Raw genomic sequence first — 25531 nt, 5'->3', positions numbered from 1 at the left:
AAAACTTATCATGCTGACACTGCGGCAGATGCGCTATTTCGACGCCCTCGCCACCACCGGCCATTTCCGGCGGGCGGCGGAACTGGTCCACATCAGCCAACCGGCGCTTTCGGCGCAGATCATGGAAATGGAGGAATATCTGGGCGCCAAGCTCTTCGAGCGGATGCGCACGAGCACAATACTTACGCACAAAGGACAGGACGTGCTGCTTCATGTGCGTGCCATCCTGCATCAGGTCGATTTGCTGGAGCAAACAGCCAGGACGGGCGACGGCCTGCTGGCAGGGTTGATCCGCATCGGCATTATTCCGACTGTCGCGCCCTATCTCGTACCGCAGTTCATCCCGCATCTGCGCCGGACCTATCCGTCCGTGGAGGTGGAGCTCAAAGAGGCAGTGACCGACCGGCTCATGGCCGATCTTACAACAGGCAAGCTCGATGCGGTCATTGCCGCGCTGCCGCTCGACGTCGAAGGCATCCAGACGCGGTCGCTCTTTACCGACCGCTTCTATATGGCGGTTGCCGAGAATGGCGAGAGCGTGCTGCTGTCGCCGCTCACCGAAAACGAGGTGAATGTCGACCGCCTGCTGCTTCTGGAAGAAGGCCATTGCCTGCGCGATCAGGCGCTTGCCGTCTGCAGCGCCGGCAAGCGCAGTCTCGTCAACTTTGGCGCCACGTCGATGGCAACGCTCCTGCAGATGGTGTCGCACGACATGGGCATGACGCTCGTCCCGGAAATGGCGATCGCCACCGAGACGAGCCGCAACTCGATCCGCATCGTGCCTTTCGCCGAGCCGCAGCCGGCACGCGAGATCGGCCTCGCATGGCGGCGCAGCAGCCATCGAGCCAAGGAGATGGAGGCTCTGGCCGAGGCGGTCATTGCCGCCTCCGCCATTGCACGCGACGCCGCCGCCTGATCAGCCGAGGTTCTTCTTCAGGAATTCGACGGTGCGGCTCCAGGCGAGGTCCGCCGCTTTCTTGTCGTAGCGTGCCGCAGACGTGTCGTTGTTGAAGGCATGGTTGACGCCGTCATAGACGAAGACCTGGACGTCCTTGCCGTTATCCTGCAGCGCCTTCTTGTAGGCGTCGATGCCGGCGTTGATGCGCTCGTCGAGACCGGCATAGTGCAGCATCAGCGCCGCCTTGATGTTCGGCACTTCTTCCGCCTTGGGTTGCGCACCGTAATAGGCAACGGCGGCCTTCAGCTCCGGCGATTTCGTCGCAAGATTGTTCACGAGGCCACCGCCCCAGCAAAAGCCGATGGCGCCGACATTGCCGTTTGAGAGAGGCAGCGTCTTCAGATATTTGACGCTCGCCTCGGCATTCGCGACGGTCGTCGCCGCATCAAGCTTGCCAAACATCTCGCGTGCCTGATCCTCGTTTTCCGGGGTACCTCCCTGCGGCGACAGGAAATCTGGCGCAAGCGCGATGAAGCCTTCCAGCGCCATGCGGCGGGCAACATCCCGAATATGCGGATTGAGGCCACGATTTTCGTGGATCACGATCACCGCGCCGAGCTTGCCCGACGCATCCTTGGGCTCGACAAGATAGCCTTTCATCTCGCCGCTGCTGCCGGGATAGGTAACATCCTGCGCCTTTAGCCGGTCGTCGTTGGCGGCAATCATTTCCGCGCTCGCCTTGTTTGCGGCGAGCATCGGGGCGATGAGGGCCGCGGCACTCGCCGAGCCTGCAAGCTTCGTCAGCTTGTCCATGAAACTGCGGCGGTCGAGCGTCAGATGCGTGTATTCATCATACGCATCGATCATGGCCTGCGTGATTTGCGGTTTATCCATGTGAACCTCCTCTTTCCCCTTCATTGATTATGGAAGGCAAGATAAGCCATGGCCCGGTAACGCAGGAACAAAACCGCGTTACCGGCGCGATGACCCATCAGCCGTTTGGAAAAATCATCCAGACTGCGAGCCACACCCACATGGCGGCAAGCACCACGTAACCCGCGGCAAAGAGCGGGCTTCGGTATCGCATGTTGTTGGTCGTGACATGGATGAATGCATGCAGATAGCGAAGCGCGACGAAAATCCAGGCAAGGGCGACGGCAAGCAAGTTGTCCGCTTCGGTGATGTAAAGCAGGACGCAGCAGACATAAAAGAGAACCGGCAGCTCGAGCTGGTTGGCGATGCTGTTCCTAACGACAAGGCTCTCCGATGGCTCGCTGCGGTTTTCGCGGTAGTCGGACGCCTTGGCCTTGCCCGCCTGCACCATCTGCCGGCGGCGGAGGCTGAGCAGCATATAGAGGACATAGACCAGGCCGACGTGGGCAATAATTGGCCAGAACATTTCATAGCCGGTCATATGGTTTCCCTCGCAACTTCTCTCATATTTTCAAAGCAGTAGAGGAAAATACCGGCGCTTTCCAGCCTATTGTGGACCGTCGCTGTCCGGACCGGGACGTATGAGCAAAGAACGAACGATGATGATTGCCGAGACGGCGAGCGCTGCGAATTTCAACTTGGTCATCCAGGGCAGCAACGCGGCGGCAGACGCTGCGCCTCCGCCGTCGCCGAAAGCAACGAGACTGGAGATATTCTCGGCATAGTCCGCAATGCCGTAGATGAGCGGTAGAGCGTAAATTGCCTTGCGCAAAACGGGATGCATCGGCTTGCCGGAATAGCTGCGGTCCGGCTGAAGCTTCAGGAGAATCGCCCAAAGTAGCATAGTCACCAGCGCCGGCAGCACGAGCTCCGGGCCGCGATACATGCTAAACAGCAGCCCGCGGGCGACATCGTTCTCGCTCAACAGCTTCTGCATGGCGACGACCGCAGGATAGTCGTAGCCGGAGAAATAGGTGTCGAGCATTGGCCGCCCGGTTTCCTGCTGGAACGGCAGGGCGTAGCCGAAGGCCGTCCATGCCAGCGCGGCGGCAGAAAGAATGGCAAGCAGCCCGATGACCCAAGACGGTATCCGGCTGCCCGCCAGCATGATCAGACGCCGACGCCCGGGTAGTTCGGGCTTTCGCGCGTGATCGTCACGTCATGTGGATGGCTTTCGCGAAGGCCGGCGCCGGAGATGCGCACGAAGGTGGCGCGCTCCTGAAACTCCTTGATGTCCTTGCCGCCGACATAGCCCATAGCCGCTTTCAGGCCGCCCGCGAGCTGGTGCAGCACGCCGGAGACCGGCCCCTTGTACGGCACCTGACCCTCGATGCCTTCCGGCACAAGCTTCAGCGTGTCACGGACTTCCGCCTGGAAGTAGCGGTCTGCGGAGCCGCGCGCCATGGCGCCGACGGAGCCCATGCCGCGATAGGCTTTGAACGAGCGGCCCTGGTAGAGATAGACTTCGCCCGGGCTCTCATCGGTACCGGCAAGCAGTGAGCCGACCATGACGGCGGAAGCGCCCGACGCGATTGCCTTTGCGACGTCACCCGAAAATTTTATGCCGCCGTCAGCGATGACCGGAATATCCTGCGCCTTCGCCGCTTCGACGGCGGACATGATCGCGGCGAGCTGCGGAACGCCGACCCCAGCAACGACGCGCGTCGTGCATATCGAACCCGGGCCGATACCGACCTTGACGGCATCCGCACCGGAATCGATTAGCGCCTTGGTACCTTCAGCCGTTGCGACGTTGCCGGCCATGATGCGAACGGAATTGGAGAGCTTCTTGACGCGGGCGACGGCTTCCAGAACGCGAGCCGAATGACCGTGAGCGGTGTCGACGACGAGCAGGTCGACGCCTGCATCGATCAGCCGTTCGGCGCGCTCGAAGCCATCGTCACCGACGCCGACAGCGGCGGCGGCCCGCAGGCGGCCCTGCGCGTCCTTGGAAGCGTTCGGGTTCAGCTGCGCCTTCTCGATGTCCTTGACGGTGATCAGACCGACGCAACGGCCCTCGCCATCGACGACCAGCAGCTTCTCGATGCGGTGCGCATGCAGCAGGCGCTTGGCTTCCTGCTGATCGACGCTCTCCTTGACCGTCACGAGGTTTTCGCGGGTCATCAACTCGTAGATCTTCTGTGTGGGATCGGAGGCGAAGCGGACGTCGCGGTTGGTGAGGATGCCGACGAGGCGACCGGACTTCTCGACAACTGGGATGCCGGAGATGCCGTGCATCTTCATCAGCGCCAGCGCATCGGCGAGCGTTGCCTCCGGACCGATCGTCACCGGATTGACGACCATGCCGCTTTCGAACTTCTTGACCTGACGAACCTGCTCCGCCTGCTCGGCGGGTGTGAAGTTCTTGTGGATGACGCCAAGGCCGCCTGCCTGCGCCATGGCGATCGCCAGACGGCCCTCGGTCACGGTATCCATCGCTGCGGAGATGATCGGGATGTTCAGTTCGAAGTCGGTCGCGATGCGCGTGGCGACACTCGTCTGGCCGGGCAGAACCTCGGAATGACCGGGCTGCAGGAGCACGTCGTCGAACGTGAGTGCATCCAATCCGGTTGGCGTTTCAATGATGCGAGCCATGGCCAATTTCCTTCAGGTAAGAAAATGCAAACCCTCCCGGAACGAATCGTCCGCCCCGGCGGTATGCAAGGATTGCTTTGGAAGTTGGCGAGGGCTGGTAACACGTCTATGACAGGAAGTGAATAGCAAAACGCCCGGCTTACCGGCCGGGCGCGTGATGGCCGCTATGCGCCAGGCTCAGATGTCGAACTGATAGGTCTTCGGCACGAACCGATAGCCCGTCCCTTCCTTCTCCGCAAAGCCCACCGCCGGAAACGGCATGTGGTAACCAAGGAAAGCGATCTTGTCGGTCGCGATCATGTCGAAGACCTTCTTGCGCGAGGCGGCGGCCTGCGCCTTGTCCATATCGAAGCGCACCTCCCATTCGGGATGCAGCAGCGACAGGATATAGTGGTTCGCAGTGTCGCCGGTGAGGACGATCCGCTTACCCTCCGATTCGGCATGGAAAACCATGTGGCCCGGTGTGTGGCCTGGCGCCAGCACCGCCGTGATGCCGCCGGCGACTGGATCTCCATCCTTGATGAACGTGGTCTTGTCGGCCAGAGGCACGACATTGGCGAGCACTGCCTTGTGGCCGCCTTCGGCCGGCGTGCCTTCGCGGGCCTTGCTGGACCAGAAGTCATATTCCGCCTGGCCCGCCACGTAGCGTGCATTCTTGAAGGCAGGAGCGCCGTTTTCCATCAAACCACCGATATGATCGCCATGCAGGTGGGTGAGTGCGACGACGGTAACGTCATCTGCCGCATAACCTGCAGCCTTCAGTCCATCCTGGAGTTTGCCGAGGCCTCGTTCGCGGCCGGCGGGGCCGAAACCGGTATCGACCAGGATGACGTCGGAGCCGGTATCGATCAGTGCCGGCGAATAACTGTTCACGAATTTCTCGGTCGGCAGGAAATTGTCGGTAAGCAGCTTCTTGACCGTCTCCGGATCCTGATTGGTACCAAAAGTTTCGAAAGGCTTGTCCAGGACGTTGCCGCCGTCCCTGATCGCGGTAATCTTGAAAGAGCCGAGCTTGAACTGGTTGATCTCGGGCAGCATCATTGCACTCATATTACTTGTCTCTCTGCTTGCGGCTGTTGAAGCCGTTGCTCTTAAAATAGCAGGCGCCGCAAGCAGGCCAATGCCTGCCACGATTAGCGTGCGCCGCTTCATCCCCAATGAAGCTGCCATATCCATCCTCCAATAGCGCGGTGCGTCGCCGCGCTGACGCCTTTGGCTCGTTCGCCGGAGACACCGTCCGGCCGGGTGAACATATGCGAATTTTGAAAGGAGCGGTTGTCGCGCAAGCCGTCTCACGCATACGTGATAAAAACGTGTAAACACGACAACTTCAGGGGTTGGCAGCGACCGCAGGGGAGACTACAGAGCAGGGGACCTCCCAAGCCTCCTCCAAGATCCACCAGGGCTTTCGCCTATGAACCGCATCGTTCCGCTGATTCTGGCCGTCGCGCTCTTTATGGAGCAGATGGACTCCACCGTGATCGCGACCGCCCTGCCGGCGATTGCCAACGACCTGCATGTCGGGCCGATCACGCTGAAGCTGGCGCTGACCTCCTACATGGTGTCGCTTGCGGTCTTCATTCCGGTCAGCGGCTGGATGGCGGACCGGTTCGGCGCCAAGCGCATCTTCCGGCTGGCAATCTGCGTCTTCGTCGTTGGTTCGCTCTTCTGCGCCTTCTCCTCCAGCCTCATCGAATTCGTCTTCGCCCGCTTCCTGCAGGGCATGGGCGGCGCGATGATGACGCCGGTCGCCCGGTTGGTGATGGTGCGCACGACACAGAAGAGCGATCTGGTGTCGGCAATGGCGTTGCTGACGATCCCGGCCCTGGTCGGACCGCTTGCCGGGCCGCCGCTCGGCGGCTTCATCACCACCTATTTCAGCTGGCATTGGATTTTCCTCATCAACGTACCGGTCGGCGTGATCGGCGTGTGGCTCGCGACGATCTTTCTGCCGGAGGTTGAAGCAACCGCCCCGCCGAAGCTCGATATTATCGGCTTCGTGCTGACAGCCCTTGCTGCGGCCGGCGTCGTCTTTGGCCTGTCGGTCGTCAGCCTTCCCGCTTTGCCGCCGGTCATCGGCATTTCGGCGACAGTGATCGGCCTGATCTGCGGCCTGCTCTACGTGCGCCACGCCAGACGTTATCCGACACCGATCCTCAATCTCGACCTCTTCAAGAATCCGACCTTCCGCGCCTCGACAGGCGGCGGCATGCTTTTCCGCATCTGCGTGGGTGCCATGCCCTTCCTGACGCCGCTGATGCTGCAGCTCGGCTTCGGACTCACGCCCTTTCAGTCCGGCCTCATCACCTTCTCGGGCGCGATCGGTGCAATAACGACAAAATTCATGGCGCGGCGCGTGTACAGAGCCATCGGCTTTCGATCGACACTGCTCGGCGCGGGCGTGGTGACGACTGTCGTGACCATCATCACCGGCCTCTTCACGCCGGAGACGTCACACCTCGTCATCATCGGCGTGCTGCTGATCGGCGGGTTCTCCCGCTCCTTCATGTTCACTGGCGTGAATGCGCTCGCCTTCGCGGAAATAGACGACAAGGAGGCAAGCCAGGCCACGTCGTTGAGTTCGGTGATGCAGCAGGTCAGCCTTGCGCTCGGCGTCGCCGTCGCGGCAACCATCCTCGAGACGTCGATCTATCTCCGCGGCGAAGCACTGCAGGTCGCCGATTTCCACCTGGCTTTCTACGTCATTGCCGGATTAACGGTGTTGGCGATGATCCCCTTCGTCCGCATGGACAAGAACGCCGGCGCCGTGGTTTCAGGACACCGCGCCAAGCGGCTCGATCCGGAGGTCATCGAGGCCGAGGAGCAGGCAGTCAAATAGCCTTCCTATTCCGGCTTTTCGCAAACGGCGCTGAGCTTGTTGCCGTCGAGATCGCGAATATAGGCGGCGTAGAAACTCGCGTGGAACGGCCGCAGGCCTGGTTTGCCCTCGTCGGCGCCTCCAGCTGCCATCGCCGCCGCATGGAAGGCATCGACATCAGCCCGGCTTTCGGCCGAGAGTGCCACCATCGTACCGTTGCCATTCGACGCCCGCCGGCGGTTGAAGGGCGTGACCACCCATAGGCGGCAGCGCGTATCCCTATCCGCGGAGTAGCCGATTTCCTCGTTCGACAGGCGCTGGCAGCGATAGCCGAGCACCGGCAGGACGGCATCATAGAAGCGCCGCGCCTGCTCGATGTCATTGGTTCCGAGGGTCACATAGAGAAGCATGGTCAATGGCATTCCGGTCCTGGGACCGTCATAATCGCCCCAGATGACCGGAAAGATCAAGCTTCCATGGCGTCAGCGTCCGGCTTGCGGCCCTTGAACCCCTTCGCCAGCAGGAACATCTCGACCGATTCCGCGCGTGATGAGGCGGGCTTCACGTGCACGACCTGGCGGAAATGCTGCTTCAGCATGTTGAGCAATTCGCGTTCGGTGCCGCCCTGAAACGTCTTTGCAAGAAAATGGCCGCCCTCGCCCAGAACCTCGACGGCGAAATGCGCGGCGACCTCGCAGAGATGCATCGTCCGCAAATGATCGGTGCGGTGATGACCCGTCGTGGGCGCTGCCATGTCTGAAATCACCAGGTCCGGCGTGCCTCCGACGGCCTCCATGAGTTTCGCGGGTGCTTCAGGATCCAGGAAATCGAGCTGCAATACCTTGACGCCCGGAAGCTGGGTCATCTCCAGGAAGTCGATCGCCGCGACGCGGATGTCCTCGTCCGTCGATCCCGTCACTTTCGCGGCAATCTGCGACCAGCTGCCCGGAGCAGCACCAAGATCGATGATGCGGCGGGCACCCTTCAGAATATTGTACTTCTCATCGATCTCCAGCAGCTTGAAAGCCGCGCGGGCGCGATAACCTTCGAGCTGCGCTCGCTGCACATAGGGATCGTTGATGTGGCGCTGCAGCCACTGGCGCGATGACGCCTTCATCTTCTTGTTCTTGACGCGCTGGCCTAGCTTGCGGCCGGTGCGGTTGCCGGCGATCGGTGCCTTAGTCATTCTTCCCTACCTTGCGCGCTGGCCGCGGCGGTTTCGATGACGCCGCCAGACTCCGTCGTCCGCCATCATGTCGGTCAACAGGCCTTCCCTCAAGCCGCGATCGGCAACGCGCATGCGCGGGCTCGGCCAGCGGCGTCGGATCGCCTCCAAGATGGCGCAGCCGGCCAGCACCAGATCGGCGCGATCAGGCCCGATGCAAGGGTTGGCGGCGCGGCTTGCAAAGTCCCAGGAGAGGAGTTTCGCCTGCATGGCCGAAACCTCGTCATCCGAGAGCCAAATGCCATCCACCTTGCGGCGGTCGTAGCGAGGCAGGTCGAGGTGGACGCCGGCGAGCGTCGTTACCGTGCCCGACGTGCCGATCAGGTGAAAATCACCGGATTGTGCGATTTCGATTTCAGGGCAACTGAAGCTTGCAAGCATGTCCGCCACTTCCGACACCATGCCCTCGAAGCTTTCGGGAGTCACATGCTGTCCGCCATGCCGCTCGGAAAGCGTAACGACTCCGACCGGTAGCGAGGTCCAGTGGGTGATGTGGTTGGCAAGGCGGCTGAAGCGATTCTCGCCAATGCGGATCACGGCGATTTCCGACGAGCCGCCGCCGATATCGAAAAGCACGACGGAACGGGCTTCACGTCCGACAAGTGACGAGCAGCCGGATACGGCAAGGCGCGCTTCCGTTTCGCGGTCGATGATCTCGAGTTCGAGCCCGGTTTCGGCAACCACGCGCTCGAGGAACGCCTCGCCGTTTGCGGCCTGGCGGCAGGCTTCGGTGGCGATCAGACGCATGCGGCGGATTTCACGGTTCTTGAGCTTCCCGGCGCAGACGCGCAGCGCGTCAATGGCGCGATCCATCGCCTCGTCCGAGAGGCGGCCGCTTGCGGCAAGCCCCTCGCCGAGGCGGACGATACGCGAAAAGGCGTCGACGACGCGGAACTGTCCCGGCCGGGTCGGCTGCGCAATCAGCAGACGGCAATTATTGGTGCCTAGATCGAGCGCGGCATAGAGCTCGTCCGGCCACGGGTTATCCAGCGCGCGATCGCGTCCGCGAGCCGGAAACTGGCTGGCGCGTCTGTAGGCGTCGCCGGCCTGAGCCTCGGCACTCCCATTGGCGCGCGCGATGCCCGGAACCGGCGCTATGCCGGCAGCTCTGGCGGCGGTTGGCTGTGGAACGATCGCCGGCTGACCGACAGCCTTGCCGGGCGCCAGAGGACGTCCTTGAATGCCGCGCTTTCCGCGATGCTTGCGCCGGTTGCGGCGGCTGGACGAAGCCTCTTCGCCCGCATGCGCCGCCAGATCGGCCGAAGCCGGTTTCTCACGCTGCTGGATCGTTGCGGAAGCCCCGCCATGCTGCTGCCCGCCGTTGCCACGGCGACGACGTTTGCGCTTGCGGGCCGGATTTTCGGCCGCAACTTCTATGGCGCGCGCAGCCTCTCCGGATGTGCCAGAAGGAGCCTGCCAAGCAGCATGAGCCACGTTGCGGGATTGGCCGCCTCGTTTGCCCTTGCGGCGCCGGGACTTCTTACCATCCCTTCGCGCTGCCGCCGACGCCCCGTCAAATTGCGGCTTTGCGCCGCCTTCGGGGTCTTCCACGTTCGTTTTCCACGCGCCGCGCAAGTCCATGACGGTATGCAGCAGGCGCTCACTAGTTTTGCGTTGCCGCGAGAATACCAGCGCCCGTTCAAATCACCAAATTCTTTTTGAATTTCTGAAATTGCACCCGCCAACCTCGACTGTTCACGGCGCGGAAATTTTTTGGAAACAGGTATTTGCATTCTCGCGGCTTTTGTTTATAAGCGCCGCACACCAGCGCAACCGCTTCGCCGGCCGCACCTGCTGGGGAATAGTTCAATGGTAGAACAGCGGACTCTGACTCCGTCGATCTTGGTTCGAATCCAGGTTCCCCAGCCAATCAATTTCTTCAACAAGTTCAAACGGTTAGATTGAAAGACAGCGGGTAAATTCGCTCTTTTCATGTCGCAGCGTGTTGCAAGCTGTTCCCCTTGATTTCCGGGCATTTCAATTGGGCCACGGCGAATCCATGCAACATGGATTGCAACATGCAACATGCTCTGGCAGGTTGCACCCACAACGGACACGGCAGCTTTGGCAAACGCCCTTCAGATCATGGGCGTGCTCATCGTGCTCCCACGGCAGAAGCGGGCGGCGATCTTTGGAAAGACGATCTTGAATGAGTGAAAGTCGTATTGGCCAGAGAATTAAGGCCTATTGTTCGAAGTGCCGGGGGGATCGCAATTGCGAAATACATGGGCATTACCCCGAACAGGGTGGTGATGAAAATTATCAGTGGTACTGCGACTGGTATCTGCTGACGTGCTGCGGTTGCGATCACGTCTTTGCACAATCTGTCAGCACGAACTCTGAGGAGTACTACCAAGAGTATGACTATCGAGGCGAGGTAATAACAACTCACGTCGAGACGATCGGAAGCTGGCCAGCGAAATCCAAACGAGAACGCCCTGAATGGTTTCAAAGCGGATCAGTCGAAACCGATCTGAAGGAAACCTCCGCGCTTGATGCGTCGATGCTGGAGCTCTACGGCGCGCTTGATCACGACCTAAAAGTGCTTGCCTCCATAGGCATGAGAACTTCGTTTGATATTGCTGCAGAGATCCTCGGTATAAACTCAAACAAGCGCTTCGAGCAGAAGGTCGAAGATCTCGTTAAAAACGGTCTGATCAAGGAGTCAGAGAAGGATCATATCGATATCCTCGTTGATGCCGGTAGCGCGTCTGCGCATCGAGGTTGGCGGCCTAAGGTAAGCGACCTTGATGCGCTCATGGATACGCTTGAGGATTTCATCTACAACAACATGGTTCTCCCGGCTCGAAAAAAGGCTTCGGCAGAGAAAATAGCAAAGGTTAAGGCCAAGGTGCCGCCGCGCAAAAAGGCAAAGAAGGCGGCGCCAGAGCCTAAGTCTCTCCGTTGATCGAAATGAGCACGACGGAGGAATAAATTGCCGCGCGGTGCGATAATTGTAGTCCTCCGATTTTTGGAGGACTAAGCCTCTCTCAACCGGCACGAGCGGGAAACTCTGCGAATTTGCACAATTTCCCGGCCCGGCTTAACTTGTGGGCGATTGCCCATAGTTCCTTGGCGGCGCTCAGCGGCCGGCGTATCTATCGCACATGACCGATACACCGCAAAAGAACCGCCGCGACGAGCCGCTCACGTCCGAAGACCTCCGCATCTGCAACGACGTGCTGAAGGCGCTCAGCCGCGATCACGGCATCGAGAAGGACAAGGAGGCGGTGACGCGCCTGGCTGCAATCATCATCGAGCTATACCGGCAAGGTGTGCGAGAGCCCGAGCAATTGGCGATGCTGGCAGGAGCCACGCGCGAATGATGGCTGAACTACTGGTTTCTGCATCGCTGACTGCCGATGGCGGTGCGCTGCGATGGGCAATTGAAGCGCTTGTTCGACAGCCATGGCTACGTGGTTACGGTCCCACAGGGCCGGCGGACTTGAAAATCGCAGTCATTCGAAGGATGATCCGCAACGTTTGATCGCTGTAAACGGAATCTTTCGGCGCATTGTTGCTCGTCGCCACGACGTTCGATCATGCAAGGAGGTGCGCCTGAGCCTTTCAGTCGAGGTCAGAGCTGAGGACTTGCGCATGCTGTTTCCTGCAATCCTGAAATCAATCGTCCGGACTGGCAGTGTTCGGTTGATCGATGGGGCGGGCAAGGTTCACAACTATGGAGACGGCACTTCACCTCACTGTACGATCCGGCTCGGCGCTCGCCATCTTGACTATACGTTGGCTCTGAACCCCGAACTGTCCATAGGGAAGGCCTACATGGATGGCTTGCTGACCATCGAGAAGGGAACGCTTTTCGACTTTCTCGAAATCGCTGCCAAAAACTATCGCAACTTCGAGCAGATGGCTTGGTTCTCGCTGTTGTCCCGTATCGTGCGTCGGCTGAAGCAATATAACCCGATCGATCGCGCACGGCGCAACGTCGCCCATCATTATGACCTGTCCGGCCAGCTCTACGAGCTCTTCCTCGATAAAGACCGCCAGTATTCCTGCGCCTACTTCACGAGCGCGGACGATGATCTCGAGGCGGCGCAGGAGAATAAAAAACGACACATCGCCTCAAAGCTGCTCCTCGACCGACCGGACCTTAAGATACTTGATATCGGTTCTGGCTGGGGCGGCCTCGGTTTGTACCTGGCCAAGGAGACGGGCGCTGACGTCACCGGCCTCACGTTGAGCGTCGAGCAGCACAAGGTTTCGGACGCGCGCGCTATCGCTGCGGGCCTCGCCGACCGCGTACGCTTTTGTCTGCGTGATTATCGTGAGGAACCTGGTCAATATGATCGGGTGGTTTCGGTCGGCATGTTCGAGCATGTAGGCAAGAAGAATTACGACGAGTTCTTTGCTAGGCTTGGCGATTTCCTGACCTCCGACGGCGTCGCGCTGCTGCATTCGATCGGCTATTCCGATGCGCCTGCTCCGATCAATCCATTCATTCGCAAGTACATTTTCCCCGGAGCGGATATTCCGTCGCTCTCCGAGGTCTTCGCCTCCGTAGAGCGTGCGGGCCTTGTTGTCACGGACGTCGAAATCCTGCGCCTGCACTACGCGGAAACCCTCCGCCACTGGCGTGAACGCTTCATGGCGAACCGTCAGCGCATTGCGACACTCTATGACGAGCGGTTCTGTCGCATGTGGGAATTCTATCTCGTTCTGTGCGAGATCGGCTTCCGCTTTCGCTCGATGATGGTGTTTCAGATTCAGCTTGCCAAGCGGGCAGACGCCGTCCCGTTGACTCGTGATTACATGGTGAACTGGGAACGGACCCATAGTACGACGGCAAACTCTCGCGTACGGGCAGCGGAATGAGGCGGCACCACTAGCAAAGTGCCCGAACGTGGACCGCCGCACCGTCGGAAATATTGAGTGTAGCGAATATTCGCGGCCGAAGCCGCGCTTGGTCATCTCATCGGCTTGACAATTTGCGCAGACTGCTCGGCAAGGCGTAGCTCTTTCAAATAAGACGTCTTGGCGGCTCTGGCTTGGTTTGCCGATCGAATTAGAGCAGCTGCTACCCGATGGGTTTGCCCAGCCCTAGTTCTCTGAAGATCATCGCGTCGAACTTCATCCAACGAATCGAATTCGTTTCTTAGGCTTGCCAAATCATAAGGCGAGAATTGTCCGTTGTGTTTATAATTCGCAGGAAGGGACATAACCGTTCTCCGGTGCTTGGGGCGGGAGCTTTTGGCTCTCTACCGGAAGCGCCCATATAGTTGACTCCCGACCTCATGATAATAGCCCTTTCCTCTCAGTACGCAATCAACCGTTCACGAGGGCACGAGAATAGAAGATGCCGACGGCATCCGCTCCACGGAATGGGGCTGCTACGGCTTCGAGGAAAGCAGCGCAATCACACTCTGGTATTGCCGGAAGCATCAGCCGCTGAACTATCGCGGGCTCCCGGCTCATGGAGCACAGCAATGATTGCTGAACTGCTTGTATGCGCCTCGCTGACGGCGATCGACGGCGATACGGTGAAGTGCCTGCCGAGTGGTCAGAATATGCGGCTGCTGGGGGAAGGTGTTCCGTTCGTCTCGGGCATCGATACGCCGGAGATCGGATCGCACCCAAAGTGCATCAAGGAACGGAAGCTGGCGTTAATCGCCAAGGGAAGGCTGAAAGAGCTTTTGGCTGAAAAGGGCTTGCGGGTGGAATGGAGCGGCGCAGTGGACGCAACACCTTCTCACCGGCCGCTGGTGAATATCTACCGGGCCAATGGTGAAGAAATCGGCAAGACCCTGTTGCGGGATGGCTTCGCTCGAGAATGGCGGCCCCGGCATAGAAATGACTGGTGCGCTTGATCACGCCGGAGCCAACTCGGGGCGAGTTTTAATGCCAATGAAGGTTGCACGCCGGCCATCGTAGTAGCGCCTTTCAAGCCCGCTTGCCGTTGGTTTGAGACGAACGATATCGGCAAATCCAGTATATTCCAGCAGGCTTGTGACGGCGGCGGCATTAGGGGAAAACTGACAGAAGTCCGCTGGGCGCCAGCGTGCGGTCGTGATGTTTTTTGCATCAGGACCAACGCTTGCCACCCTACGCATATGCCACATCGGCCAGCGATCCAGAACTCGATTTATAACCGGCACCTTCATGAGGGAAGTGTCAACCACAATAACTTGTTTGGTGACGGCCGAGATGCGCTTTACGGCCATAATCGGATTTTCCAGGTGGTAGAGAATGCCGAAAAACAAGACGAGATCAAACGTCCCGTGTTTGGCCGGGTCGAGTTCCATCAGATCGAGTCGCTCAAACCTCAGATTATTGAGAGATAGGGCCTCTTTCACGAAATTCGCCTGTTCGATGTAGTGAGGTTCAGTATCAATCCCGAGGACCTGTTTCGCTCCTGCTTTAGCGGCGTGGACAGCAAATCCGCCGCAGTTGCAGGCGATGTCGAGTACTCGTTTGCCCTCCAAACTTCCCCCGCAGGCCGACATCGTGCTTGCCCATGCATGATCAAGGAGTGTTTGCATTCGCGTCCGTTCCCGATCTTGACGAGAAGCGGCCGCCACAAAGGTGCTCAGTCCGTAGGGTAGATCAATGGCATGGTGGAATGGTGCAAGGCGGTCGATGGATGCCTGAAGCGCCTCTTTGCTGATTTTGGCCTGCGTGTCCATGGTATCACCGATCATTGACTCGCTCACGTCCTGACTGTGGGGAAAGGATGAACGTCGTCACCGAGCTGGCGGATGGGAATTATCTAAACTAGCCTGCTCCCGCGAAGTTCCGAAGGAAATCAAAAACCATACGCCGCAGGCGCGATAAGGCCGATCAAGCGGAGGGAGTCAGCACTTGATGCCGGAAGATCAGGGAGAGCCGCGCGGGCCTGACTGGTGACGGATGGGTTTCACGCCTCCTCATGCTCAAAATCAAACGACATTTGAGAGCCGAAATAGGCCTCCAAGTGCCTCTTAAAATCGGCCTTGTGCCGAGATATCCGAAGGAGCGTCATCACTGTAATGACCTGGGTTCGGAATGTGTCCAATCCTTGCTTCTCGGTCAAAAATTGGTGGTGGCGATGTTTCCGTTGATAGTTCTTGTTAGTGGGGTTCACTTCGTCCAACTTCGGAAGGACTGGCTTCGGCATCCTCTCATAAATAAGTTGCCGAATAAGCTTTCCAGCGTAACGCGGCCCTCGATTATTTGACTGCCTCTTCCACCCATAAACCCTATAAATTTCTGAGGTAAATTCGTCGGGAATCGTTCGCATCCACGGACGGTGCTCGGGCAGGAGGTAGGCCGTCAGGATTGTTTGCAGTTCGTCGCTGTCGCGGCGTAATTGGTACCCAGTTGCCTCGTCAATGAGGGCAATAAGGCCAATGCGGGTAAGACTCGACGTTATTACCCTGCACTGGAAAGCAATCTGCGTTTGCTGCTTCTGAAGACTTCCGGCATTATCAGCGCGGATGACCGCTTCCGCAATATCTATCAACGTATCGGAGTCGAATCCGTAAGCCGTTGTTCTTCCAATTCGGAACAAAATCGGGTTACGGATTCGCTCGTGCAACTCATTGGAAACATAGGGCTTTATGCGATCTCTCGATACAAAAAGCTCCAAACGATTCATACCCTTCACCATGGCCCCTCCCCGGGCCATTTTGAAGGTATCGAGCATGCCATTGGTGGTGATCACTCTACGTCCGTCGTCGAGAACGTAGCAGGGAACCTCGATATCGGCGATTTTGATTGGATTGTCTGGCGACCCGAATGCTGCCTTCGGCGCATCCTTCCCCCACCTTTTCTCCGCCGCTTCTCGGGCTATGCGGCTTCGCTCCTTCTCATTAAGGCTTTCAGCCCTCGCCTTGCCCCCTTTGCTCTGGGGGGTCTCGTCGTCAGTAATGTCTGCCACAGCGAATCTCCGATGCTTACTGCAAAGAAGCTTGCATGCTTGCTTCTCATTTAGCAAGCATTGTTTGCTGTGGCGAAGTTTATGCATGCTAACGGTCGAGCGGGCCCGACTGGTGGCTATGGCCGGTGATGGCGCTCGCTATGCTCGGTGCCATTGCCGGCGTCATCGGGAGCTTGGTGAGGCTGTTCGGTTTTATCGGCTAAGGCCGGACGATCGGCGTCCTGAACATGGTCTTGTTCGCTCGCTCCTGAGCATCATCGAGCTTACTGCTCAACACCTCAACGCGGGTCGCGACCTTGTTGATGCTCTCGATTGCAGTGTCGAGTTTTCCCCCGAGCGATTCTACGACGCGATCGACGCGCGCGTTTGCCGCCTCGATCCCCTTCTTGTTTTCAGCCGTTGCCTCAAGCGCTCTCGTTACCTGGAATGACAGGGGCGGTATTTGCGATACCTGCTGCTGGGTGTCGTCGAGAACCTTCTGTGTCCGCTGCTGAGCGTTTTGGATATCGGCGATGTCTCGATTGAGACTGACCCATACCCCGCCGATGATGAAAGCGTTGACGAGAGCGGCGCCTATGATGGCGATGAAATGCGCCGGATTAATCTTCGGCTTCTCGACTTCGATGTGCATGGTGTCTCCGTTCATTCCTGCCCCGCCCCTGCCCTTCAAATGCTCTATGCGTGCTTGACCGGCGAAAGCCGATCGACTATTTCGCCGCCGCCGTGCTCGCTAAGCTTCGAGGCGGCAACAGGAGGGCTCGGCCTTACGAGGAGGCCGGGCCCTCGCTACCAGCAGCCCTGAGAGGCGCCGAAGCGATTGTGTGATGCCACCTGGTTGGCAAACGGCCGATCAGTCTCGAGGATGAAGACCGACGTCTCGAGGCTTGGCTGAAGCTTCTCGAACCCGGCGCATGCAGTCGGCTTTGTCGCTGTCTGGCAGCCCGAAATCATTGCACAGAGCGGCAGCATCAAGAGAAGAGACTTGACCATTGATCTTTCCTTTTTCGGCGAAGCGTTTGACCGCGGCTTCGAGCGCTTGTGTCGCGGCCTGCTGGCGTCCTTCAGAGCGCCCGACGAGGATTGCGGGGTAAATGGCGACGAGAGCGCCCAACGCCGCTCCCGCGCCGATCTTGAGCCATTCAGGCAGCAGCTTGAGCATTGACCGCCACCTTCAAATCGAGAGCGTCCTGCAGCTCGTCCTTCTTGCGCTTCGCATACCAGCGGTAGGCAAGACCGCCGATCGTGAGCACGGCGCTGGCAATGATCAGTCCCGCGACAAGCTTGCCGATGAATTCGCTACTGGTGCTGAGCGGCGTCAACTGATCCTGGGCCTGCTGCAGCGTGCCGGCGAGCGTGCCGGAGCCAATGCCGCCGCCCGTCGTCGCGTCCGCAATTGCCAGCACCGGAGCGGGCTTGGCATCGGAGATCAGAGCCTTGGCTTCGCCGCCGGCGACATACTCGATCTCTGGACCGACTGAGCCGGTAGCCCAGGCTTGACCAACAGCGCGCACGCCGTTGACGCGGGCCGTCCAGCCCTTGCCGAACGTCTTCCATGTCTTCAACGCCCTGAGGAAGCCCATGCGGCGATCAAGGATGCGCGCGATCAGGCTGTCGTTGTCGTTGACGCCACCGAGCGCCAGAAGCGTCCCCTGCCCGAGAATGCCGTCTATGAGACCCTGATAGAGGCCCATCGCCTGGAGCGCGCGCTGCAGCCATTTGACCGACTGCGCAACGCCGGAATGCACCGAACCATCAAAGACGACACAGGAGACGCCAGGCGCCAGCTTATCGCCCTTGATTTCATCCCAGTATTTCTTGCGGTAGATCGCTTCCAGCTCGGAATTGCTGATGTTCTTGACCGGCATGAGCGGCAGACCATGCGAGCGGCGATACTCGTCATAGACCCGTTGCGTCACGCCCTTCATCGTTGCGCCGCCGGGATCCTTCGGATTGTTGGAATATCCGCCTTCGATGATAAGCACCTTGGCGAGAGAACGTGCGAATTCGTTTGCGGGGTCGATGACCTGCATTGTTGAGCTCCAGATTGTTGTCGAAAGGTTCAGGCAAGCCACCGGCGCGATAGGCGGTCCCACTTGCAACAGGTGACTTGGCGTGAGCACAATGCCGGAAGTCGATTCCCGCTTGTGCCCGATGATCATGAGGATCTTCGATATGGTCTATGACTGGACTGGTGTGCGTACCCGGCGTATCCGCAGAATTAAACTGGCAGCAGCCTCGATTATTGCCCTGGTCATTGTGGCTGCACCAGTTCTCGCCTTTTCCTAAAGCTGTGTGTATCGACGTCCGACGCAGCATTGAATGTGCTGCGCCGGTGGCTGACCCGGCGCGCCATGGAGACCCGGTAAGGCCCCAGCCCTATGCCGGGTCTCCACCTCAAGCACCGTCGCGAAGAACTTCGCACGATCCATGGGAGGCTCCAGATTGTGTTGGGGTTAGGCAGACGGTGTTCGTGAAGAGTGGCAAGTCATCCCAGTATCTTACGATGTCCGGCAATATTGCGCCTGATATGGGAGGTAGATCTTCAGCGCCTAGTTGGTCGGCGCTTTCTCTCAATTATAAGGTGCGTGAATGTTCTGGGATTTCTTCACAATCGCTTTGATTTTCATTACGCTATTTTTCGGCCGCGAGGCGCAGACCGTGCTTGCGAAGGCCCGGCTGTCAAACTGGCGCAGCTTCACACTTCGCTAAACGTCCTGGAAAGAGACGCCTAAACCAGTGGTAGAGATTATGGACGTGCAGATATTGATTAAGCGCGCTGCCGATGCGGGTGGCGTACTAAACGTCACCTGTTACGAAAAGAACGATTTGGAGATTGTGAAAGAAGCCGAAAAGCAAGGCTTGCTCAAGATCGATCTTCGCGGATGGGATGATTTAGATTTTGCCGTCTTGACCAATAAAGGAAGACGGCAAGTCGGATTGCCGGAACGCTTCAACTTTTTAGAATGGCTTGTGAACGCCACGCGTAAGTTATTGACTTAGTTCCGACGTTGTTGATTTGCGGCGACCAGGCGCGCGAAAGCACCCGGCGGATGTTCCTTCGGCGTGTGTCGGACAGAGACGCGTCCGGTGGATCTTAACCGGTCGTTATCCTTACCGGTTCATTTCGATGGCACGAATCGACGTGCGCCCCATCTACATTGTCGCGCCGCACATTCCTCCCTGCGGCAAAAGGAGACCCGGTAGCAGCCCAGACTCTCTGCCGGGTCTCCGCCATCAGGCAGATCCAATTTACGGCCACACGATTGCGTCAGCCGCGGCCTGCGCATTTTCGACGGTCGTTGCCGCGTCGATGGCCGCCTTCGTGCCGAGCCGTGCCTTCTCGATTGCTGCACCGAGCTGTTGCCACTGAGCAAAATTGGCGTTTACGATGGAGGCCACTTCGGCAATCGTGGGGGCAGTGATGCCGATCTCGGCAGATAGCAGCGGGAAGCCCGCCGGATCTGGATCAACCGCCGCGAGGAAGCGACCGGCCTCATCCGCCTTTTGCATGTAGGTCATCGCCTGGCCAGAGCCGGATGTAATGTGTTTCAGGCGCTCGGTTTCGGCGGCGCCGTCGATGCTAGCCTTGAGCCTTGCTTTTATGTCGTCGAGCGAGACCACAATCTGAGGTATTTCGTCCTCAGTGTGAGACGTACCAGTTGATACGTCATAAACTACAGTGTTTCCCATCAGAAATACTCCACGTAAACGTCCACTGTACCGTTCAGGACGCCGGTGCCCGTATGGTTGGTAAATCGGATGCCCGTAAGTTCTGCCCCGATATCCACGTCGCCGGCGATGTTGGTGTTGGCGCCCGAAACCTTCGTCTGCCCCGTGATCGTCCACAAGGTGCCACCGGGGGCGTCTCTGAGGATTTCAATCTTGCCTTTGGCTAATGCAGCGGCGCTGATCGCCTGATAGTGCATCCATACACCTGCCGTATTGCCTGTACCTGCCGCTCCAGCACCGCTGATCGAACCGTGCCATATATCATAACCGGTTGTAATTGGACCTGCTGCGGTGCGTAGTTGCAGCATTGGGTCAGCTGAGACGGATGGAGCCACTCGGGGGAAGAGTACCAATCGCCTTACACCAGCCGCCAGTCCTGTAATGTCGGTATTGAGGGTGCTGGCCGTGAAGGCTCCGAGGTACTTTAGACCCTTAGCCTCAAGGGTGGAAATACGGGCCCTCGCATCCGCCAAGTCACTAACCACCTGTGCGGCCACCAACAGGGCCGGGTCTACAGGGGCATCATACGCCTTGATGTAAAGGGTGACTGTGATGTTGACTACGCGGGTTTCCGCGCCCGCCCTCAACCCACCGGCAGCGGGAAGCGTCTTACCGGCACCGATCATATTGGATGTGGTGGCGTTAGAGGCACTTGGGACCGAGATGTGATTATCCGCCGACCCTGTCGGGGTGCCCTCCAAATTGGTTGTCACCTCTGCATTCGGAACGGTGGTCCCGAAGCCATTTACTTTCAGGGCCTGCTCGTGTCTGTGGTCCTGTATCTGGTCTTGCTGCACTGAGCCAAACATACGGCCAGCATCATTGCCAGTCTGACCTGAACGCCATCCACGAAGGAACGGGCTCTCCACGTTGGGCATGACGGGGTTGCCATTGCCATTGACCGCCCAGCCATTTGCCAAGCCGAAAGCCCGAAGCTGAGGTGTGGCGCTTGTGACTTCGAGGCCAGGAACGTACTTGATGTAGCCCGGAATAGCTGCCGTGCCATTGCCATATACCTGAATGAGGGTGCCTACGGGGACGCCACCTTGAAGGTAGGCTTGACCGGCCCAGTACTTGGCGGAATAGTCGGTGCCATCCACCAAGCCATCCATCTTGACCGCCCAGTCCTGCGCCTTGGCGGACCACTGGGACGACTCGGTCACGTATTCGGAGGCAGTCGTCAGGTATCCTTGATAGGTGGTTTCGAGGCCGGCGGCGGCGCTGGCCGAGGCCGCGGCGTCGAGAGCGCTTTGCTGGGCGGCAGAGGCAAATCCCTCAGCAGCCGCAATCAGTTGCAAGGACGGCGCCGGCTGCCCGGGTTCAACCTTGAACGATCGGTCCGTCGCCTCTTTGACCGACTGGACTTGCATGACCATCAGGTCAAGGCGATTCTCGACAACACTCGCATTATATGGCCCTTGGTTCTCAAGCTCTGTTTCCTGCGTCAGCGGTGGATTGCGGACGATTGTCAGCGTTTGTCCGGTCAGAAGCGCCGATGCCTTGACGATAGTGCCACCTTCCTCAGATCCGACACCGGTGACGGAATAATCACCATCATCCAGCGAAAGGTCAGAGACGTTGCCTGCTGCGTCGATGAACACAACACGCAGGTGCTTCTCATCAACGATCTTGAACCCATACGGGAAGACCGTCGTGACGTTGTTCCCGTAGTACGGACCAGCAGAACTGGTTTCGGTAGAGATGGTCATTTAGATTTTCCCATGATGTATTCCAGCGGCGACACGTCATCGCCCTCAGATTGGCGCCAAGCGGCATCAACGAAGCGATTGATCTGAGTTGAGGGCGCGTGCAGGAAGAGGCCGCCAGCATCGACGAGTGAACGGACAAAGGCCTTGTCGACTTCGCCCTGTGAAGCCTGGTAGATCGGCCGCGCGATGGTATCCATCATCGAGCCGTAAGCACCGCCCCCACTGAAGCCCTGCACACCGCTTGCGATGTCCCGGACGAACGGCAGCGTGCCGGCCACTGACATTGCCGTCTGCTTGGCCAGAAACTCGCCCCATCCGTCCTTGCCATCATCGTCATCGTCGCCCCAAGGCAATTGACCCCGGACGGCAGCTGCCAGCACCGCTTCCACGGTGAAGAGCATGACCATGTCCGTGGTCCACGACAGCACCTGCCGTGGATCTCGGAACTGGGTCTGCCGCGTCCTCTCGTAGGCGACGTTGAATTTCGCGAACATGTAGGAGCCCAGCGCCGTGAAGAGACGAACGACATCGTTCTGCCGGACGCTTCGAGACAGCGTGCCGCGCTCGATCGGCGTTCGGTCAGCGAAGTTGCCAGAAGCCGCCGCGCGGGCAACGATGCGATCTGCATGCGCGACAGCGTCCTTGTCGCTCATGCGCTGATCTGTGGCCTGCCTATAGCCTGCCAGCCACGTCGGCATGTCCACGGTGTAGAACTGCGCCTTCTGCATGAGGAAGAAGCCCCATGGCGCCAGAATATCGCTTGTAAACTGGGATACGCGGTTCTGCGTCGGGCCCGTCTTGGTATCCCCAAGGATGTCGTAAATATCCTTGTTGAACGTGGTCTCACGCTCCTGCATGAAGGGCGACTTGGCGATGATCTCGCTTGCCGCGCTTCTGGGGCCAAAGAGCGGCCGGCGGAACATGTCCTGTATGCCGAGGAGGAAGTTCTTCTTCCCGACGACGACAATCGACTGGGCAAGGCCGGACGGCTGCAAGAGGACCGTGGAAATGTTGAACGCCAGCTTCGAGACCGTGAAGCCGGACTTCAGCTTGCGCGCCCAGCGGTTCATGAAGTCCGAGCTGCGCACCTCACCGCTTGCCACGTCCTGAAGCCAAACCTCCAAGCTATCGAAGTCCGACTTGAGACCATGATCGAGGAAGGCGCTCTTCACCTCGACGTTCTGCAGGATGCGCCAGGAGTTTGCCACCACCTCAGACAGGGCGAGGTCATGGATCACCTGGTTGATGTGACCATGCAGGACGCCGATATCGATCAGCACCGGGCGGCCCGAGGACTGGGCGCGTTCCTTCGTGTGGCCGTTGCGCGTCTGGGCCTTGCCGAACCGGCCGCCGGTCATCGACTTCGCCAGCTCGTTCAGATCGTCATCACGAGCAAGAGAAGAGATTTCGGCGTCATACTTCAGCGGATAGTAACCGCCCTTGAAGGTACCGTAGTTGGTCTTGACCTCGCGCGGCGCGATCTTCTCCGGAGCAACGCCCGTCACCCGCTTTTCGCGGGCCTCGATGTCCGGCCAGTAGCTGTCGATCAGGTCCCAAGCCGACTGCACGAACTTCCAATCGCGTTCATCGAGGCGCCCGAGAGCGACGTCGATCTGCTGCGGCGTGAAGTAGCCTTTGACGCGCGGATCGGTCAGGCGCTGATAGTTGCCCTCGTTACCGGTGTTCAGCGCCAGCGAAATCAGATCCCACTTCGAGAACTGCCCGTTCAGTTCCGGAACGCTTTGAAGCGTTGCCATCGAGCGGCGCTCTTCCTTCGAATAGACGTCATAGAGCTTTTCGAAGTCCTGCCCCGCCTGCCGACGCTTGACCATCAGTTCGTTGACGGCCTCGTCGATCGGCGCCTTGATATGCCGGTAGGCAGCGCCTCCATCCTTGAAGCCGTCGATTTCGCGCAGGATCGTGTCAGCGTTCTTGACCAGATTGAGGTAGCTGCGGACATTCTCCCGAGCTCCACCCCTGCCAGACCGGGCGCGCGACGGCGCCGAGCCCGAGACGTTCTCGTCGAACTCCGCCAAGATGTCACCGACAACAGCATCAAGGTCACGCTCGCGCTTGGCATCGAGAAGGCGCTGCTTGAGGCGAGCCGTGTGCTCGATGTTCTTCAGCGTGTCGATGACGCCGCGGAGCTGGTCAACGCTCAATTGCTTATAGGGCTTGCGCTGCGCATCCTGCAGGACGTCGTCAGGGATCGAAAGCTCGTTCTCCCTGCCCTCGTCCGTCATGCGCTGGACGTAGGCCAGGAGGGAGCCCCGGCGCTGCTCTGCCTTAAACGAGAGCTTGCGGAAGTCATAGCGTTCCAGCAACTCGTCGACGGCCTCTAGGTAATCCCCGGCGAGGTTCTTGCGGGTAGATGGCTTGCCGAGGCGGGCAACGAAACGCTCCGCGCGCTCGACCTCTTCGGCGATGCTCTGGCTTTCCGAATAGAGCATGTGATTGAGAAGCTGCCGGCGCTTCTGTTCGACCAGGAGCGAGACAGCGTCATTGTAGCGATCGGTCGAAGCGTTGGCGCGATCGGTAGCCGTGTTTGCGGCGCGCAGCGAGCCATCCTTGACGGCCGACTGCACATCACGGCGCTGCTGGCGAGACCAGAGGTTCTCACGCTCGACCAGACGCGCCAGCTTTACAGCCTCGTTTGCGGCCTTGCGTTCAGCCGTGAGGAAGCGGTTGGCGGCGATGGCATCGCGGACCTGCATCCCATTCAAGGTCTGGCGAGCGGCTTCGCGCGCCTGCGATGCGCTCATGTCCGGCGAGGTGTCTCGGGCGCGAGCTTTCAGGATCTTCAGCTCCGCGGCAAGGAACTGCCCCCGCTTGTCGTTGTGCACGGCTTGAATGGCCTTCTCTTCGACTTGACCGTCCCGCAGAACGTCGCCATGACGTTCACGCATGACCCGATCGGTTTCGGCCTCGATCGCTTCACGGCGCGGCTGTGCGCGTTCCAATGCCTTGACCAGCGCGTCACCGCTCTCGAAGCCGAACCAACCCGCCACTTCGTCCGGATCCATTCCGCCTTCGTTTGCATAGATCGTGAACTTGCCGCGGGGCAGTGTCTTCAGGATGCCCTCGCCATAGCGATCGACAAGGGCCTTCCGATCGAGCCGCATGTCCGGCATGTCTTCCGGCTGATCGTCACCGAACCAGCGGCGGTTGCCCAGCCATTCCCAGGCACGGTATTCCTGCCGACGGTTGATCTGATCACTCACCTCTTCGCCAACTCGAGCCTTTTCCTTACGGTACCACTTCTCGGTTTCGCGCTGGACCGGCGCCATGACCTCACGGCGAAGCTTCTGGTTGGCAGCATCGATCGACTGCTCATGAAGCTTCACCAGTTGGCGATAGTCGTCGGGAGACACACCAGCAGCCTCAGCAGCGGCGAACAGCATCTCGTCCGACACATCGTGGCGAGCAGCCTCGATCTCCGCGTCAGTGGCCAGCAGCCGGTCATAGACCGTCTTTATCTCCGGCGAGATGTTGACGTTCAGGTTCCGCAGCGACTTGTAGAGGCGGATCAGCCACTGGGTGAAACGCTCGAAGGCAGAGCGCAGCTCGATCGAGGGCGCCTTACCTTCCATGGCGTAGGCCTCGAAGCCGCGAGCGAACTGCTCATGCATACCGGTGTCGATAGCCGCATCGACGGCAGCATCGCCAGACGACCCTTCGTCCAGCACGGCGCGCACATCGTCCGCCGTCACGTCAATACCCGAGGCTTCTTTCGCGTCGGCCGCCACTGCATCAG

General features: G+C 59.3%; 24 protein-coding genes and 1 tRNA gene. 9 read left to right on the top strand and 16 right to left on the bottom strand.

The window, feature by feature from the left end; all coding sequences use genetic code 11:
- Window positions 1–10: 10 nt before the first annotated feature.
- Window positions 11–916 (top strand): hydrogen peroxide-inducible genes activator, encoded by a 906-nt coding sequence (locus ACPYOI_RS16275; protein ID WP_481415016.1) that lies wholly within the window; start codon window positions 11–13, stop codon window positions 914–916.
- On the opposite strand, the gene ACPYOI_RS16270 is transcribed toward ACPYOI_RS16275, so the two are convergent.
- The 5 genes from ACPYOI_RS16270 to ACPYOI_RS16250 all read right to left on the bottom strand — a co-directional run bounded on the left by ACPYOI_RS16270 (window position 917) and on the right by ACPYOI_RS16250 (window position 5596).
- Window positions 917–1792 (bottom strand): dienelactone hydrolase family protein, encoded by an 876-nt coding sequence (locus ACPYOI_RS16270; protein ID WP_481415017.1) that lies wholly within the window; start codon window positions 1790–1792, stop codon window positions 917–919. It abuts the gene before it with no gap.
- Window positions 1793–1889: 97 nt separating this feature from the next.
- Complete coding sequence (locus ACPYOI_RS16265; protein WP_481415018.1) at window positions 1890–2312, bottom strand: MAPEG family protein; 423 nt, start codon at window positions 2310–2312, stop codon at window positions 1890–1892.
- 66 nt (window positions 2313–2378) lie between these two features.
- Window positions 2379–2939 carry a hypothetical protein gene (locus ACPYOI_RS16260; RefSeq protein WP_481415019.1) on the bottom strand — a complete coding sequence of 187 codons (561 nt, stop codon included), beginning with the start codon at window positions 2937–2939 and terminating at the stop codon, window positions 2379–2381.
- Window positions 2940–2941: 2 nt separating this feature from the next.
- Complete coding sequence (gene guaB, locus ACPYOI_RS16255; protein WP_481415020.1) at window positions 2942–4426, bottom strand: IMP dehydrogenase; 1485 nt, start codon at window positions 4424–4426, stop codon at window positions 2942–2944.
- Between the two features lie 177 nt (window positions 4427–4603).
- On the bottom strand, window positions 4604–5596 hold the full coding sequence (locus tag ACPYOI_RS16250) for an MBL fold metallo-hydrolase (RefSeq protein WP_481415021.1): 993 nt from the start codon (window positions 5594–5596) through the stop codon (window positions 4604–4606).
- Window positions 5597–5840: 244 nt separating this feature from the next.
- Between ACPYOI_RS16250 and ACPYOI_RS16245 the strand changes: the two genes are divergently transcribed.
- The gene (locus ACPYOI_RS16245; protein WP_481415022.1) at window positions 5841–7265 is read left to right on the top strand and encodes a DHA2 family efflux MFS transporter permease subunit; all 1425 of its coding nucleotides are present in this window, start codon (window positions 5841–5843) and stop codon (window positions 7263–7265) included.
- Between the two features lie 5 nt (window positions 7266–7270).
- Here the strand turns inward: ACPYOI_RS16245 and ACPYOI_RS16240 are convergent, their stop codons facing one another.
- The 3 genes from ACPYOI_RS16240 to ACPYOI_RS16230 are packed head-to-tail and all read right to left on the bottom strand — an operon-like array spanning window position 7271 to window position 10020.
- Window positions 7271–7654, bottom strand: coding sequence for a VOC family protein (locus tag ACPYOI_RS16240; RefSeq protein ID WP_481415153.1), 384 nt, complete (start codon window positions 7652–7654; stop codon window positions 7271–7273).
- 56 nt (window positions 7655–7710) lie between these two features.
- The gene (locus tag ACPYOI_RS16235; RefSeq protein ID WP_168828487.1) at window positions 7711–8430 is read right to left on the bottom strand and encodes an RlmE family RNA methyltransferase; all 720 of its coding nucleotides are present in this window, start codon (window positions 8428–8430) and stop codon (window positions 7711–7713) included.
- 6 nt (window positions 8431–8436) lie between these two features.
- Window positions 8437–10020: a Ppx/GppA phosphatase family protein gene (locus tag ACPYOI_RS16230; protein ID WP_481423039.1), complete on the bottom strand. Its 1584-nt coding sequence runs from the start codon at window positions 10018–10020 to the stop codon at window positions 8437–8439.
- A gap of 244 nt (window positions 10021–10264) precedes the next feature.
- Here ACPYOI_RS16230 and ACPYOI_RS16225 point away from each other — a divergent pair.
- From ACPYOI_RS16225 to ACPYOI_RS16205, 5 genes are all read left to right on the top strand, one after another.
- Window positions 10265–10338: transfer RNA gene (locus ACPYOI_RS16225), tRNA-Gln, on the top strand.
- 280 nt (window positions 10339–10618) lie between these two features.
- A complete protein-coding gene (locus tag ACPYOI_RS16220; protein ID WP_481423038.1) occupies window positions 10619–11377 on the top strand; it encodes a DUF4145 domain-containing protein in 759 nt (252 codons plus the stop codon).
- A 199-nt stretch (window positions 11378–11576) separates the two neighbouring features.
- Window positions 11577–11795, top strand: coding sequence for a hypothetical protein (locus ACPYOI_RS16215; RefSeq protein ID WP_481423037.1), 219 nt, complete (start codon window positions 11577–11579; stop codon window positions 11793–11795).
- A 271-nt stretch (window positions 11796–12066) separates the two neighbouring features.
- A complete protein-coding gene (locus tag ACPYOI_RS16210) occupies window positions 12067–13299 on the top strand; it encodes a class I SAM-dependent methyltransferase (protein ID WP_481423036.1) in 1233 nt (410 codons plus the stop codon).
- 611 nt (window positions 13300–13910) lie between these two features.
- On the top strand, window positions 13911–14291 hold the full coding sequence (locus ACPYOI_RS16205) for a thermonuclease family protein (RefSeq protein ID WP_481423035.1): 381 nt from the start codon (window positions 13911–13913) through the stop codon (window positions 14289–14291).
- On the opposite strand, the gene ACPYOI_RS16200 is transcribed toward ACPYOI_RS16205, so the two are convergent.
- From ACPYOI_RS16200 to ACPYOI_RS16180, 5 genes are all read right to left on the bottom strand, one after another.
- A complete protein-coding gene (locus ACPYOI_RS16200) occupies window positions 14292–15122 on the bottom strand; it encodes a class I SAM-dependent methyltransferase (protein WP_481423034.1) in 831 nt (276 codons plus the stop codon).
- 215 nt (window positions 15123–15337) lie between these two features.
- Window positions 15338–16339: a P63C domain-containing protein gene (locus ACPYOI_RS16195; RefSeq protein ID WP_481423033.1), complete on the bottom strand. Its 1002-nt coding sequence runs from the start codon at window positions 16337–16339 to the stop codon at window positions 15338–15340.
- A gap of 199 nt (window positions 16340–16538) precedes the next feature.
- Window positions 16539–16985, bottom strand: coding sequence for a hypothetical protein (locus ACPYOI_RS16190; protein WP_481423032.1), 447 nt, complete (start codon window positions 16983–16985; stop codon window positions 16539–16541).
- 204 nt (window positions 16986–17189) lie between these two features.
- The gene (locus ACPYOI_RS16185; RefSeq protein WP_481423031.1) at window positions 17190–17498 is read right to left on the bottom strand and encodes a hypothetical protein; all 309 of its coding nucleotides are present in this window, start codon (window positions 17496–17498) and stop codon (window positions 17190–17192) included.
- A complete protein-coding gene (locus ACPYOI_RS16180; RefSeq protein ID WP_481423030.1) occupies window positions 17479–18369 on the bottom strand; it encodes a glycoside hydrolase family 108 protein in 891 nt (296 codons plus the stop codon). The genes ACPYOI_RS16185 and ACPYOI_RS16180 overlap by 20 nt, the downstream gene beginning before the upstream one ends.
- A 91-nt stretch (window positions 18370–18460) precedes the next feature.
- Between ACPYOI_RS16180 and ACPYOI_RS16175 the strand changes: the two genes are divergently transcribed.
- Window positions 18461–18625 (top strand): hypothetical protein, encoded by a 165-nt coding sequence (locus tag ACPYOI_RS16175; protein ID WP_481419405.1) that lies wholly within the window; start codon window positions 18461–18463, stop codon window positions 18623–18625.
- 462 nt (window positions 18626–19087) lie between these two features.
- Window positions 19088–19339 (top strand): hypothetical protein, encoded by a 252-nt coding sequence (locus ACPYOI_RS16170; RefSeq protein ID WP_481423029.1) that lies wholly within the window; start codon window positions 19088–19090, stop codon window positions 19337–19339.
- Window positions 19340–19588: 249 nt separating this feature from the next.
- Here ACPYOI_RS16170 and ACPYOI_RS16165 read toward each other — a convergent pair whose 3' ends face one another.
- From ACPYOI_RS16165 to ACPYOI_RS16155, 3 genes are all read right to left on the bottom strand, one after another.
- A complete protein-coding gene (locus ACPYOI_RS16165) occupies window positions 19589–20029 on the bottom strand; it encodes a hypothetical protein (protein ID WP_481423028.1) in 441 nt (146 codons plus the stop codon).
- Window positions 20029–21777, bottom strand: coding sequence for a hypothetical protein (locus tag ACPYOI_RS16160; protein ID WP_481423027.1), 1749 nt, complete (start codon window positions 21775–21777; stop codon window positions 20029–20031). Before ACPYOI_RS16160 ends, ACPYOI_RS16165 begins: the two co-directional genes overlap by 1 nt.
- The coding region (locus ACPYOI_RS16155; RefSeq protein WP_481423026.1) for a hypothetical protein at window positions 21774–25531 on the bottom strand (3758 nt) is incomplete at its 5' end. The genes ACPYOI_RS16160 and ACPYOI_RS16155, both read right to left, overlap by 4 nt.

Source organism: Rhizobium sp. SVR5-2C, from assembly GCF_056755115.1.
Note: the sequence above shows the minus strand (reverse complement) of the source record. Positions and strands in the feature narration are given on the sequence as shown.

Bases quoted from the DNA above. Each gene is read 5' to 3' on its own strand.
- ACPYOI_RS16275 (WP_481415016.1), top strand. From the start codon at position 11: ATGCTGACACTGCGGCAGATGCGCTATTTCGACGCCCTCGCCACCACC.
- ACPYOI_RS16270 (WP_481415017.1), bottom strand. From the start codon at position 1,792: ATGGATAAACCGCAAATCACGCAGGCCATGATCGATGCGTATGATGAA.
- ACPYOI_RS16265 (WP_481415018.1), bottom strand. From the start codon at position 2,312: ATGACCGGCTATGAAATGTTCTGGCCAATTATTGCCCACGTCGGCCTG.
- ACPYOI_RS16260 (WP_481415019.1), bottom strand. From the start codon at position 2,939: ATGCTGGCGGGCAGCCGGATACCGTCTTGGGTCATCGGGCTGCTTGCC.
- guaB (WP_481415020.1), bottom strand. From the start codon at position 4,426: ATGGCTCGCATCATTGAAACGCCAACCGGATTGGATGCACTCACGTTC.
- ACPYOI_RS16250 (WP_481415021.1), bottom strand. From the start codon at position 5,596: ATGGCAGCTTCATTGGGGATGAAGCGGCGCACGCTAATCGTGGCAGGC.
- ACPYOI_RS16245 (WP_481415022.1), top strand. From the start codon at position 5,841: ATGAACCGCATCGTTCCGCTGATTCTGGCCGTCGCGCTCTTTATGGAG.
- ACPYOI_RS16240 (WP_481415153.1), bottom strand. From the start codon at position 7,654: ATGCTTCTCTATGTGACCCTCGGAACCAATGACATCGAGCAGGCGCGG.
- ACPYOI_RS16235 (WP_168828487.1), bottom strand. From the start codon at position 8,430: ATGACTAAGGCACCGATCGCCGGCAACCGCACCGGCCGCAAGCTAGGC.
- ACPYOI_RS16220 (WP_481423038.1), top strand. From the start codon at position 10,619: ATGAGTGAAAGTCGTATTGGCCAGAGAATTAAGGCCTATTGTTCGAAG.
- ACPYOI_RS16215 (WP_481423037.1), top strand. From the start codon at position 11,577: ATGACCGATACACCGCAAAAGAACCGCCGCGACGAGCCGCTCACGTCC.
- ACPYOI_RS16210 (WP_481423036.1), top strand. From the start codon at position 12,067: ATGCTGTTTCCTGCAATCCTGAAATCAATCGTCCGGACTGGCAGTGTT.
- ACPYOI_RS16205 (WP_481423035.1), top strand. From the start codon at position 13,911: ATGATTGCTGAACTGCTTGTATGCGCCTCGCTGACGGCGATCGACGGC.
- ACPYOI_RS16200 (WP_481423034.1), bottom strand. From the start codon at position 15,122: ATGATCGGTGATACCATGGACACGCAGGCCAAAATCAGCAAAGAGGCG.
- ACPYOI_RS16190 (WP_481423032.1), bottom strand. From the start codon at position 16,985: ATGAACGGAGACACCATGCACATCGAAGTCGAGAAGCCGAAGATTAAT.
- ACPYOI_RS16185 (WP_481423031.1), bottom strand. From the start codon at position 17,498: ATGCTCAAGCTGCTGCCTGAATGGCTCAAGATCGGCGCGGGAGCGGCG.
- ACPYOI_RS16180 (WP_481423030.1), bottom strand. From the start codon at position 18,369: ATGCAGGTCATCGACCCCGCAAACGAATTCGCACGTTCTCTCGCCAAG.
- ACPYOI_RS16175 (WP_481419405.1), top strand. From the start codon at position 18,461: ATGCCGGAAGTCGATTCCCGCTTGTGCCCGATGATCATGAGGATCTTC.
- ACPYOI_RS16170 (WP_481423029.1), top strand. From the start codon at position 19,088: ATGGACGTGCAGATATTGATTAAGCGCGCTGCCGATGCGGGTGGCGTA.
- ACPYOI_RS16165 (WP_481423028.1), bottom strand. From the start codon at position 20,029: ATGGGAAACACTGTAGTTTATGACGTATCAACTGGTACGTCTCACACT.
- ACPYOI_RS16160 (WP_481423027.1), bottom strand. From the start codon at position 21,777: ATGACCATCTCTACCGAAACCAGTTCTGCTGGTCCGTACTACGGGAAC.